At 27.1% G+C, this 12996-nt stretch carries 10 protein-coding genes; 7 read left to right on the forward strand and 3 right to left on the reverse strand.

The features are described from left to right. Positions 1 to 229: 229 nt before the first annotated feature. Positions 230 to 880 (forward strand): Dph6-related ATP pyrophosphatase, encoded by a 651-nt coding sequence (locus BM027_RS11590; RefSeq protein WP_090091860.1) that lies wholly within the window; start codon positions 230 to 232, stop codon positions 878 to 880. Positions 881 to 1164: 284 nt separating this feature from the next. Further along, positions 1165 to 2670, forward strand: a complete 1506-nt coding sequence (locus tag BM027_RS11595) for a cobyric acid synthase (RefSeq protein ID WP_090091862.1) — start codon at positions 1165 to 1167, stop codon at positions 2668 to 2670. 301 nt (positions 2671 to 2971) lie between these two features. On the opposite strand, the gene ytaF is transcribed toward BM027_RS11595, so the two are convergent. After that, positions 2972 to 3595, reverse strand: a complete 624-nt coding sequence (ytaF, locus tag BM027_RS11600) for a sporulation membrane protein YtaF (protein ID WP_090091864.1) — start codon at positions 3593 to 3595, stop codon at positions 2972 to 2974. Positions 3596 to 3961: 366 nt separating this feature from the next. Here ytaF and BM027_RS11605 point away from each other — a divergent pair, with 366 nt between their 5' ends. Then, complete coding sequence (locus BM027_RS11605) at positions 3962 to 4957, forward strand: Gfo/Idh/MocA family protein (protein ID WP_278320238.1); 996 nt, start codon at positions 3962 to 3964, stop codon at positions 4955 to 4957. A 201-nt stretch (positions 4958 to 5158) separates the two neighbouring features. After that, the gene (gene yidA, locus BM027_RS11610; protein ID WP_090091866.1) at positions 5159 to 5971 is read left to right on the forward strand and encodes a sugar-phosphatase; all 813 of its coding nucleotides are present in this window, start codon (positions 5159 to 5161) and stop codon (positions 5969 to 5971) included. 260 nt (positions 5972 to 6231) lie between these two features. On the opposite strand, the gene BM027_RS11615 is transcribed toward yidA, so the two are convergent. Continuing rightward, positions 6232 to 7293: a lactonase family protein gene (locus tag BM027_RS11615; RefSeq protein WP_090091869.1), complete on the reverse strand. Its 1062-nt coding sequence runs from the start codon at positions 7291 to 7293 to the stop codon at positions 6232 to 6234. A 547-nt stretch (positions 7294 to 7840) separates the two neighbouring features. On the opposite strand from BM027_RS11615, the gene metA reads away from it, so the two are divergent. After that, entirely contained in the window at positions 7841 to 8761 is a 921-nt protein-coding gene (gene metA / locus BM027_RS11620) for a homoserine O-acetyltransferase MetA (protein ID WP_090091871.1), read from the forward strand. Between the two features lie 489 nt (positions 8762 to 9250). Next, positions 9251 to 10603, forward strand: a complete 1353-nt coding sequence (locus BM027_RS11625; protein WP_090091873.1) for a sodium-dependent transporter — start codon at positions 9251 to 9253, stop codon at positions 10601 to 10603. A gap of 192 nt (positions 10604 to 10795) precedes the next feature. On the opposite strand, the gene BM027_RS11630 is transcribed toward BM027_RS11625, so the two are convergent. Further along, on the reverse strand, positions 10796 to 11437 hold the full coding sequence (locus BM027_RS11630) for an undecaprenyl diphosphate synthase family protein (RefSeq protein ID WP_090091878.1): 642 nt from the start codon (positions 11435 to 11437) through the stop codon (positions 10796 to 10798). 296 nt (positions 11438 to 11733) lie between these two features. Between BM027_RS11630 and BM027_RS11635 the strand changes: the two genes are divergently transcribed. After that, positions 11734 to 12597, forward strand: a complete 864-nt coding sequence (locus BM027_RS11635) for a 4Fe-4S dicluster domain-containing protein (protein ID WP_090091882.1) — start codon at positions 11734 to 11736, stop codon at positions 12595 to 12597. Positions 12598 to 12996 lie beyond the last annotated feature (399 nt).

Raw genomic sequence — 12996 nt, forward strand, 5'->3', positions numbered from 1 at the left:
ATATTAGTCCTATTAATGCATGCTCCCAATCAAAGATTGTGACAAGCAATTAATAGTACAAATATTCATTAAGAGTTCTACAAAGCAAATTTCAATGCCAGTTCGCTATTATATAACAATATCAACACTCTTATAAAACATAGCGAAATATTATTATTAAAGTAAACTAGTGAAGGGAAAAATATATTTAACTAGTAAGTATAAAATATGTCTTATAGTAGGTGTATATATGGATAAAATAAAATTTATTACCTCTTATAGTGGAGGAAAAGATAGTATGTTGGCTTTGTATAGGATGATAAATAAAGGATATAAACCAGCAGCGCTTTTAGTTACGTTTGATGAAAATAATAATTCTTGGTTTCATCAAATACCAAAAGAATTGTTTGAGAAAACTTCTAAGGCTCTAGATATTCCATTATTAGAGGTTAACTGTGCTAATGGAGAGGATTATTCGATTGAATTTTCAAAAGCTTTAAAGAAGGCTAAGGAAAATAATATTAATTTATGTATCTTTGGAGATATAGATATAGAAGAACATAAGAAATGGTGTTTAGACAGATGTAAAGAAGCAGATATGATTGGAGAGTTCCCTTTATGGCAAGAAGATAGAGAAGGATTAACTAATGAGTTTTTAAATTCTGGATTTAGTACTGTAATTAAAAAAGTGAATTTAAATTTATTAAAAAAAGAATTTTTAGGATTGAAGTTAACAAAAGATATAATTAGTGATATAAAGGACTTAGGATGTGATCCAAGTGGAGAGAACGGAGAATATCACACATTTGTTTTTGATGGACCTATCTTTAAAGAAAAAGTAGACTTTAAAATTATAAAAAAAGAAACTTCAAGTAATTATGGATATTTAATAATAGATTAGATTTTGTCAGCAATTTACAATGTGTAAGGTACATTCAAAAGAATAACAGACCAGGATGATTGACTATTTTGCATCATACTGCATCATTTGCTATTAACTAAGCTTACTTTCTTGCCATTGCACCAAAGTTATGATGCATCTTTGGTCTGTTATTTTATTTTATGTGCTTAAGTAAATGCTTCTTTTGAACACGCCAAAATAAATTAAACTTTAATTATAAATAGTTAATCTAAATTGCAAATTATTGAATGCTTTATATATAAAATATGGTTTTGGAGGATAGTATGGATAAGAAAAATATAATGTTTTTAGGTACAGCATCTTCAGTTGGAAAGAGCACTCTAGCAACAGCTTTATGTAGATTTCTCAAAAATCAAGGATTAAAAGTTGCTCCATTTAAGGCTTTGAATATTTCTTTGAATTCATATGTTACAAAGGATGGGCTAGAAATGGGTAGAGCTCAAGTAGTACAAGCTGAAGCATGCCAAATTGAACCTGATGCTTTAATGAACCCTGTATTATTAAAACCAAATGGAGATAATACTCAAGTTATAGTCAATGGAAAGGTTTATGTGAGTATTGAACCTTATAAGTATAAAGAATTAAATCAAGAATTAAGAAATGTTGTAAGATGTGCATATGATAAATTAAGTAAAGATTATGATTTAATTGTATTAGAAGGTTCAGGGAGCTGTGCAGAAATTAACCTAAAGGAAAGTGATATATCAAATATGAATATGGCAGAGAGCGTTGATGCGCCTGTGATTTTGGTATCTGATATTGACAGGGGAGGAGTTTTTGCTTCTATTGTTGGAACTATTCAACTATTATCTGAAGAAGAAAGAAAAAGAGTAAAAGGTGTAATTATAAATAAGTTTAGAGGTAATAAAGAACTATTTAAACCAGCGATTAAACAATTAGAGGATATAATTAAAATACCTGTTCTTGGGGTTATGCCTTATGAGTTTTTAGATATTGAAGAGGAAGATAGTGTTACAGATAGAATTAAAAATGGGAAAAAAGTAGAAGACGACAAACTTGACATAGCAATAATTAGACTTTCGCACATGTCAAATTTTACTGATTTTGCGGTGCTAGATAGAATAAAAGATGTTAATATTAGATATGTTGATAATGTAAAAGATTTGAAAGAGCCTAATATGGTAATTATTCCAGGTACTAAAAATAGTATCGAAGATTTAAGGACATTAAAAGAAAATAAATTATTTGACGAGATAATAAATTTGAATAATAAAGGAATTTTAATACTAGGAATATGTGGTGGATATCAAATGCTTGGAAAATTATTATTAGATCAAGTAGGAGTAGAAGGCAAAGCGTTGCAAGAAGAAGGTTTTGGGCTTCTAGATATAAAAACAAGATTTAATGAGAGAAAGTCAACTAAACAAGTAGAAGCAAAGGTAATATGTAATCTTAATGAGATAAATACTCTAGAATCAAAAAATGTTATTGGATATGAGATACACAATGGAATAAGTAAAGTTGGTAAAAATGCAAAGCCATTTATAAAAGATTCAAAAGGAAATATTGTTGGAGTATGCAATAAAACTGGAACTGTAGCCGGAACATATTTGCATGGTGTATTTGATTCAGAAGACTTTACAAATGCTTTTATTAATTCACTTAAGGAAATTAATAATATTAAATTTTCAGAAGAAGATGAAATAAAAAGAATAGATGAATATAAAAATGAGCAATATGATAATTTAGCAAAAATGTTTGAGAAAAACATAGATATAGATAAGATAAGAAAAATATTAGATATTTAGGTACATTCAAAAAAATGTAAAAATCAGAAATAGGACAAATATTTGCTATATAAACCCAGAAAATCATACTAAGTATTTCTAAAATTTCAAGTTGTACCAAAAACAGTTTGTTTTAAAGACAAGCTTTTGATAAACAATTTTGTAACAACTTAAGGCATATTAAAGAAAATAACAAGTCAAAGATACGACGCATATTTGACTTGTTATTTATTTTAATGTGCCTAAAATAAAGAAATACTAGTCACAATTTTCCAGTGTTTATCTTGCAATTATTTGTCCTATTTCTTTGAATGTGCTTTATTTATAAAAATTTAATAACTGCTAATATTATAAGTAATAAACCAGAGAGCCATGAAAGCTCAATGTTTATATTTTCAGCAAATTTTTTACCAATAAACACGCCTATAGATACTGCTATGAATCCTATGATAAAGCATAAAATAATAACTTGAAGATAGTTTATACTAACTAAACTAGAACCAAATCCTACAGCAAGACTATCTAATGATAATGCTAGTGCTAAATAAAATGATTCTTTAGTGCTTAATATTTTAGATTTATCAAAATCTGCTTTTATTTCATCAGCGTAAACATCTAATACAAACTTAAAATCGAATAATTTAAAAGTTAATGGGGTATCTATCTTAGAACGCTTAGATATATAAGATTTAAAAATGCACTCAAACAAGCGATATATACCGAGTCCCATTAAGAGAATAAATCCTATTATTTTGGGTAGGTTACCTGGTAGAAAATTTTTTACTATAGATCCAATCAATAAAGAAATCCCAAGCGTGGATGTAGACACTAAATTTATTATTAAAGCAGAAAGTGGTGGGATTTTAATTTTAGATGTACCATAAGCAATGCTTGCAACAAAGGAATCTATACATAAAGATGATACTAACAATATTGATTCAAGCATAACAATACCTCAACAAATTCTTAAATATATTTTATATTATGAAAAAAATACATATTAGTTACAAAATATGAGTTTAATGGACACAAAAGAAAATAACAATCCAAAGATGCGACGTATATTTTCAATGTTCCTAAAATGTAGATACCCACAAGCAAAGTTTTAGTTATGTGGTAGATTAACCGAAATAAATATTTAATTAATTATTATTAGTTATTATTTGTTATTGATTATTATTAATTAGTATTGTAAAATAAGTATGAAATTTCAAATACAAAATAAATAGCTCTGCCTTAACACACTGAACAATATGTAACAAGATCAACACGGTTTTAAAACAGAGCTCAAAAACGAGAGGGGGATACAATCATGACAAGCAAAATTATTAGGTTCGGTATAGTAGGAACAAATTTCATAACGGAAAATTTTTTGAGCGCAGGAGCATTAGAAAAGAATTTTTCTTTAAATGCTATTTTTTCTAGAAGTGAAGAAAAAGCAAAAGAATTTGCATCAAAATATGGAGTTGAAAATACTTTTACAGATTTAGAAAAAATGGCTAATAGTGATTTAATTGACGCAGTTTATATTGCCTCTCCCAATGCATTACATTGTAAATATTCAAAACTGTTTTTAGAACATAAAAAACATGTTTTTTGTGAAAAGCCAATAGCTTCTAATGAAAAAGAAGTTAAGGAAATGTTAGAAATTGCAAAGAAAAATAATGTGGTTTTAATGGAGGGAATGAAGACAACTCTTTTACCTAATTTTAAAAAGATAAAAGATAATTTACATAAGATAGGTAAAGTAAGGAGATATTTTGCGAGTTATTGTCAGTATTCTTCAAGGTATGATAAATATAAAGAAGGAATTGTTATAAATGCTTTTAAACCTGAATTATCTAATGGAGCAGTAATGGACATAGGGATTTATACAATCTATCCAATGGTATGCTTGTTTGGAATACCAAATAAGATAAAAGCAAATGCAATTATGTTAGAATCAGGTGTTGATGCACAAGGAAGTGCAATTTTTGATTATGATGATATGGATGGAATGGTTATTTATTCAAAGATAAGTAATTCATATCTGCCATCTGAAATTCAAGGAGAAGAAGGATCAATTATAATAGATCATATAAATACTATGGAAAATATTAGTATAATGTATAAAGATGGAACAACTGAAGTTATCTCAGAATCTCAAGAAAAATATGATATGATTTATGAAATTCAAGAATTTATTCAAATAATTAATGATAATTTACTTGAATCAAATGTGAATAGTAATAGTAATTCTTTAGAAACTATAAAGATTTTACAAGAAATAAGACATCAAGTAGGTGTAGTATTCCCAGCAGATATATAAGGTATCTTCAAAAAATGCCTTATTATGATATAATTATTTTTAAAGACTGGCTATGTTTTAAGTGAATGTTGATATTTTAAAATATAGCCAAAGGCACATTTAAAAAAAGCAATAGACTAGTATGACGTAAAATATACGGTGCATCTTTGGTCTATTATTTTCGTTCATGTGCCTAAAGATTAGAATTATTGGAGGAAAAATATGTACAAATTAATAGCACTAGATATGGATGGCACATTATTAACAAGTGATAAGAAAATTTCTGAAAAGAATAAAAAGGCTATAAAGGCAGCTGAAGAAAAAGGTGTTAAAGTTGTTTTAACTTCAGGAAGACCTTCTGATGGTTTAACAAGATACTTAAAGGAACTTGATTTATTAAAAGAAGAGGATTATGTACTTAGTTTCAATGGAGGAGTAGCTCAAAATGCTAAAAGTGGAAAAGTTATATCAAAGATAGCAATAAAAGGTTCAGATTTAAAATATTTAAGCAAAATAGCTAATGAATGTGGCATAAATATTCATGCGTTCTCTTCAACTAAGGGACTGATAACTCCTAAAACTAATAAATATACAGATTATGAAGCAGAGATGAATGAAATTAATGTGAATATAGCAGATTTTAACTCAATAGATGATGATGAGGATATAATAAAAGTAATGATGATAGATCCAGAACCTATATTAGAAGAAGCTATAAAAAAATTACCTAAAGAAGTTTATGAAAAGTATACTGTGCTAAGAAGTGCACCTTACTTCTTAGAATTTATGAATAAGGAAGTTGATAAAGGCTTAGGGTTAAAAAAGCTTGCTGAAACTCTTGGAATAAAGCAAGAAGAAGTTATTGCTATGGGTGATGCAGGAAATGATTTATCAATGGTTGAATATGCAGGACTTGGAGTAGCTATGGGTAATGCATTCCCAGAAGTAAAAGAAATTGCTAATTTTATTACAAAAAGTAATGATGAAGATGGAGTAGCTTATGCAATAGAAAAGTTTGTTCTATCAGAAAAATAGATTGGTATATTGAATAGTTATTTTTTAAAAATACATTAGTTACATAAAAAAATAGAAATAACATTTATTCTAGAAGACTAGAAAAATTTCACTAACAGTTTCTAACATTTGAAGTTGCACCCATAAAAGATTGTTCCTAATATGCATTAGGACAATCTTTTATGGAACAACTTCAAATTAAGAAACTCTAAACTTATTTTTCAATGCTTCTTTAACAAATGTTATTTCTATTTTTTTGTTTGTTTTAAAACATAGTCATATTATTCAATGAATTTTATGCAAGTTGGAGTTGGAACATCTTCTAAGCCAATAAATTTTAATGCTCCGGTTGATGGATTGATAGAAAATATAGATATATTATCAGAATCTTGATTACCACAAATTATAAATTTTCCATATGGATCCATTTGGAAATCACGAGGAGAATTTCCTTTGCAAGAAAAAGTATCTACATATTTTAATTTTCCATCAGTTTCATTTATATAAAATAAACTTATTGAATTATTTTTTCTATCTGAAGTATATAAAAATTTATTGTTCTTATGAACGTGTATAGCAGCACCAGATTTTTCACCTTTATAAGTATCTGGTAAAGCACTTATAATTTGAGTATTTTTAAATGGAACTTGTTCATTTGGATTATATATAAAAGTGAAAATTTCACCTGTTAATTCACTTAAAACATAATAAAAAGGCTTTGATTTTGAATAAGTTACATGTCTTGGACCAGATCCTTTAGGGAATGAATAACTAAGATCAGCTCTTTGAGTTAATTCATTATTATCCAATGTGTATACCATTAGTTTATCAATGCCTAAATCAATTGATAAAATATATTTTTCATCATGTGTAAAAATAGAACAATGTATATGTGGCTCCTGTTGTCTTAATGGATCTGTACTTGAGCCTGTATGTTTTGCAATTTTATAAGAATTTAAGATTATTCCATCTAAGGTGTTATAAACAATCATTTTATTTTCATGATAATTTGATGAAATTAATAATTGTCGGTTCTTTCTTATGGTTATATGACAAGGTGGTTTTGTTTCTGAAAGATTATAATTAATCAAATCAATATTATCTTTTTCTCCAAAAAATTTAAATGAAGATACCCCAGATTTATCTCCAACTGTGCAAGTAGAATATAATATATTTCTTTCTTTATCAATGGCTAAATATGTAGGGTTTTCAATTTCATAAGCTAAATTAATTTTCTCTATTTTACCAGAGCTTAAGTTAAAGCTAAATTTATAAATACCCTTACTTGTATTTTTAGTGTAAGTTCCAATGAACCCAATGATGACATCTTGATGTAATATCAAATGTAGTCCCCCCTTTTATTTTTTAGGTTATGTTTTAAAATATCAACATTTAATTAAAACATATCCATTTTTAAAAATATGCATTATATAATTATAAGTATATCATAAATAAATACAGATAAAGTTTAATATGAATTTTCAAAAAGTTCAATTTTATATTTTTAATCATATAATGTAAAAAATATAAGAAAAGTATAATTATAAAAAAGATTTAATGGAAAAATTTGATAAAAAGATATGAAACTTTATTAAACAATTAATATTTAAATTAGCTATACTAGTAGTAATCGGATAAATATTTTTAATTAGATATATTATTAAAGCAGTTTTAAAATTAAGGCACATGAAAGAAAATAATAGACAAGTATACTAGCCTATTATTTTCTTTCATGTGCCTAAGTGAGATTTTAGGATAAGAATTGTTAATTTCTAATATTGATAACATATGTTTTTTTGGTATAATAAGTTAAGGATAAGGTATTTAGGAACATGAAAGAAAATAATGCCAAAAAGAAACAATAAGCATATAAGAGGGGGGGCTTTTGGAATGCCAATAAAAATTCCTATAGAATTGCCAGCATTTAAAGTATTATCTGAAGAAAATATATTTGTAATGAATGATAAAAGGGCAGATACACAAGATATAAGACCATTAAAGATAGCAGTTCTTAATTTAATGCCTAAAAAAATACTAGCAGAAAATCAATTATTAAGGTATTTATCTAATACACCATTACAAGTTGAGGTAAAGCTAATTCAAACTAAAACTTATGTTTCTCATAACACTCCAATAGAACATTTAGATAAGTTCTATAGTTATATGGAAGAAATAAAAAATGAAAAGTTTGATGGATTAATAATTACTGGGGCACCTGTTGAACAAATGGAATTTGAAGATATTGCATATTGGGATGAGTTAACTGAAATAATGGAGTGGAGTAATAAAAATGTATTTTCAACATTACATATTTGTTGGGGATCTCAAGCTGCATTATATTATCATTACAATATACCAAAGTATGAACTTGATAAAAAATTATTTGGTGTATTTCCTCACTGGGTAAATGATGAAAAAGCAGATTTAACTAGAGGACTAGATGATGTATTTTATGCACCACATTCTAGACACACTGAAGTAAAAAAAGAAGATATAGAAAAAATTAGTGAACTTGAAATTTTATCTGAATCAGAGGAAGCAGGAGTATTTATTGTGGCTACAAAAGATAGGAGAAAAGTTTTCTTGATGGGTCATCTTGAATATGATAGAAACACGTTAAAAGAAGAATATGTTAGAGATAGAGAAAAAGGTATGGAAACCGATATTCCTAAAAACTATTTTGTAAATGATGATGTGAATAGTATTCCTAATTTTACTTGGAGAGGGAGCGCTAATATAGTTTTTGGAAATTGGTTAAATTATTGTGTATATCAAAATACTCCATATAATATTAATGATATTTCAAAGTAAGTCATATTTTAAATTATAGGATATGCTTAAAAAAAGTATTGATATTGTAATATATCCTACTTATATTATTGTAAATTAAAGAATAGGTGTTTTAACATAAGGAATCTTCAAAAAATAACTAGTCAATATACGTTGTATATTGGATTGATATTTAAAAAAAGATCCCTAGAACTTAAATGTTAAAACGCCTATTTTTGATTTGCTAAACATATTAAGGCATATTCACATAAAAAGTAGTATATATATTATTTGATTTTATACATAAAAATTAAAAATAATTTCACGAAAAATGTTATAAATAGTCTAAAATAATGATAAAATATATATGATTTTATTAAGATGCATATTTGTTTTTTTATTTTCGCTCATGTACATAAGGTTTAAATTATAAGTTTATTTTTAAAATACCTAAGTTGAAAATAAAAGCTCTGTTCTAATATCAACACGGTTTTAAAACAGAGTCAAAATAAAAGAAAGTGGAGGGGTTACGTGGAATCAAAAAGAGAAAAGTTTTCATCAGGCTTAACAGTCTTTTTAGCAACACTTAGTTCCGCTGTAGGGTTAGGTAATATATGGATGTTTCCTTATGTTACAGGAAAAAATGGTGGAGCAGCATTTATAATTATTTATTTGATATGTGTAGTATTAGTTGGAATGCCTGTACTTATTAGTGAATTTATAATAGGTAGAGGAACTAGGAAAAATGTTTATGGAGCTATTTCCACAATTACAAATAAGAAAAAATTTAAAAGTATAGGAGTTATAGCAATATTGGCTACATATTCCCTGTTGTTTTTTTACACAGTAGTTGTAGGGTGGGTTTATTCATATGTATTTAAAGCATTAGTTGGAAGTTTTAAAGGTGTTACTTTGGAGCAAGCAAGTAATATATTTAATACTACTAGTGCAGGAGCAATATCATCAATTATTTGGCAATTTATTGCAGTTGCAGTAGGTGGAGCTATTTTAGTTTTAGGTGTTAAGGGTGGAATAGAGAAGTTAACAAAAACTTTAATGCCCGTATTAGTTATACTACTTGTAGTGTGTGCTTTTACAAGTTTAACATTACCTGGATCAATGGAAGGCGTTAAATTTTTAATTAAACCCGATTTTTCAAAAGTACATATAGGAGTTGTTCTTTCAGCATTAGGATTAGCATTTTTTAAATTATCTGTTGGTACAGGGACAATGATTACATATGGTAGTTACTATACTGATGATAATAATTTAATTGCTACAGCAAGTAAAGTTGCAATATCAGATACAATAGTATCATTATTAGCAGGGCTTGCAATATTTCCAGCTGTTTTTTCATTTGGAATGGAACCAAGCAGTGGACCTGGACTGTTATTCAATACTGTACCATTAATATTTTCAAAAATGCCAGGAGGATGGATTTTATCAATTATATTCTTTTTACTAACATCAATGGCAGCAACAATGGCTATGATATCTTTATTAGAAGTATTAATAGTTTTCTTTAATGAAGAATTAAAAATAGAAAGAAAAAAAGCAGTAATAATTAACATAATAATAATAACAATAATAGGTTCATTAGCTGCATTATCAGGAAATCCTAATGGCGTTTTAGGTAATAAATTAATATTTGGAAAAACATTCTTTGATCTTTTCGATTTACTTGTTTCAAAAGTATTTTTACCGGTAAATGGGTTTTTGATAATTTTACTTGTTGGATATTTTGCTAATAAAAAGTTTGTAAATGACCAATTAACCAATAATGGAACTTTAAATAATGAAAAAATTGCAAATGCATTAATATTCATTATGAAGTATATCGCACCAGTTTTAATTGTTGTGGTATTCTTAAAATCTTTCATATAAGGTATATTAAAATAAATAACGAGTAAGTCAGCTAGTCTATTTTCTTTTATGTACTTAAACCACATTCAAAAAAGTAGAGATATGCTTCAAAACTAATACTAATATTTAGTCAAAGCATATCTCTACTTTTTTATTAGGTTCTGTTTAAAACACTATATTAAAACAGAAACTTTTATTTAAATAGATATTATTCTAGCCACCTAGTGTAACATCTTGTTTATCATACCAGTTTAGAGCATCATAAAAATCTTGTTCTTTAAAATCAGGCCAATACTCATCTAAAATATAAAAATCTGAATAAACAGATTGAGCAGGTAATAAGCCACTTAACCTTCTTCTTCCACCCCAGCGAATAATTAAATCTATTCTGGAAATATCTTTTGAATGTATGTAAGGAATAATATGTTTTTTGTGAGAATTATCTTCTTTTAAAAGATTTAAATCCCACTCCCAACCATAATTTATTAAAAAATTTGCTTTGATTCCACCACTACCAAATTTAGTTCTTTTAGTAAAAGGTAATAATTCTTTTGGAAATAAGTCAGATTCTGTATTTCCTAGTACTAATATCTCACAATTTTCTTTGGTAAGTAGCATTACTGAATCAATACATGCCTTTGTAAAAGCAATCTTTTGTTCATTTGGACGTTTAGTATTATCTATGGTAAAACCATAAAAAGTGACTTCTTCTATACCTTCTTTTTGACATAGTTTAAAAACATTAAGTCCAGGCTCTATACCGAAAAAGTAACCTTTATCTTTTGTCAATTGATTGAATAAAGCCCATCTTCTATTTCCATCAGGAATTATCCCTATATGTTTAGGTATACGCATTTACCCCACCTCCTTACATATTTAAGTATATCCAGTATATGAAAAAATACACATATAACTAAATACTTATGATAAGTATATTTTAAAAAGTATTGGATTATAGTTTGATTGTTTATTAAAATAATATAAGGTATATAACGCAAAATAGACTAGCATAATGATTAGTTATTTTTTAAAATATGCCTAAGGTATCTTAATAAAAGTAACTAGTAAGTATGTGTTGCATAATGGAATGTTATTTTTTCAAATAATTAAAGTAAATTAGTAAACATATTTATTTTTAGGGAGGACATATTATGTCAGTTAGTAAAAAGAGACAAGTAGACTTAAAATCGTTAGGAATTTTATTACAAAATGATAAGGAACACTTTTCAATTAGATTTTTAAGTAGAGCAGGGAATTTTACTGTAACAGAATTAAGTAGTTTAAATATACTTGCTCAAAAATATGGTAGAGGATATGTTGGACTAACAACTAGACTTCAAGTTGAAATTCCATGGATTAAAAATGAAGATGTAGAAAAAGTTATGGAAGAAGCGAAAGAATTGGGACTTAGACATGGTGGAACAGGCAAGAAGGTAAGAGCATTAGTATCATGTAAGGGTTCAATATGTTTACATGGCAATATAGATACTCAAGAAATATGTAGACAATTAGAGGACAAGTACTTTGGAACGGAAACACCATCAAAATGTAAATTTTCAGTAGTTGGATGTCCTAATAACTGTGCAAAAGCAAATATAAATGATATAGGGGTTATGGGGAAAACTGTTCCGGAATATCAAGAAGAAAAATGTGTTGGTTGTGGATTATGCGTTAAAGCTTGTAGACAAAAGGCTTTAACTTTAAAAGATAGAAAAATAATATTTGATAAAGAACTTTGTGTAGAGTGTGGAGGATGTGTAAGAGCATGTAATACTAAGGGATTTATTGCAAAGGAAGTAGGAGCAGAAATATTTGTAGGTGGAAGATTTGGAAGAGGAATGAGAATAGCAGATTCACTTGGGAAAATTTTTAAAGAATATGAAATAATTCCAATGATTGATAAGATAATGGAACATTATAGAGAAATTGGTGAGCCAGGAGAAAGAATAAGCGCTACTATGGATAGAGTTGGAAAAAAAGAATTTTTAGCTACTGTTTTAAATAAGGAATTGTAAAATAAATAACTAGTCAAAGACTCGTAGGATTTTTTGAACTAGACAAGGAAGGAATGCATTTAATACTGCTGTTATTAGGTGCATTTTCTGACTTAGTATAGTAGAAAAAAATAACAAGACTGACTAGTTATTTTTTTGAATGTGCCTAAAATCTATTTTAAATTTAATTTATATGACCATAGTTTAAGTAATATATTTTAGGGGTATTACCTGAGTTAATACCCTAACTTGTTGTGTATAAAATTATAACAAATATAAAATAAATAGCTATAGCGGAATAGTTACAGATGATTTTTTATGTAAAAAATTTGTATAATATCCAATAATATTGTATTATATAAGTAGAAAGAGTGAAAAGAACCCAATAAAAAACAAGTTCTAAATATGGTTAGTTTTATG

The sequence above is a fragment of the Clostridium uliginosum genome (assembly GCF_900112485.1).
GTDB lineage: Bacteria > Bacillota > Clostridia > Clostridiales > Clostridiaceae > Clostridium > Clostridium uliginosum.

Excerpts from the sequence above, each read along its gene's own strand:
- BM027_RS11605 (WP_278320238.1), top strand. The coding sequence starts at position 3,962 with ATGACAAGCAAAATTATTAGGTTCGGTATAGTAGGAACAAATTTCATA.
- metA (WP_090091871.1), top strand. The coding sequence starts at position 7,841 with ATGCCAATAAAAATTCCTATAGAATTGCCAGCATTTAAAGTATTATCT.
- ytaF (WP_090091864.1), bottom strand. The coding sequence starts at position 3,595 with ATGCTTGAATCAATATTGTTAGTATCATCTTTATGTATAGATTCCTTT.
- yidA (WP_090091866.1), top strand. The coding sequence starts at position 5,159 with ATGTACAAATTAATAGCACTAGATATGGATGGCACATTATTAACAAGT.
- BM027_RS11595 (WP_090091862.1), top strand. The coding sequence starts at position 1,165 with ATGGATAAGAAAAATATAATGTTTTTAGGTACAGCATCTTCAGTTGGA.
- BM027_RS11630 (WP_090091878.1), bottom strand. The coding sequence starts at position 11,437 with ATGCGTATACCTAAACATATAGGGATAATTCCTGATGGAAATAGAAGA.
- BM027_RS11590 (WP_090091860.1), top strand. The coding sequence starts at position 230 with ATGGATAAAATAAAATTTATTACCTCTTATAGTGGAGGAAAAGATAGT.
- BM027_RS11635 (WP_090091882.1), top strand. The coding sequence starts at position 11,734 with ATGTCAGTTAGTAAAAAGAGACAAGTAGACTTAAAATCGTTAGGAATT.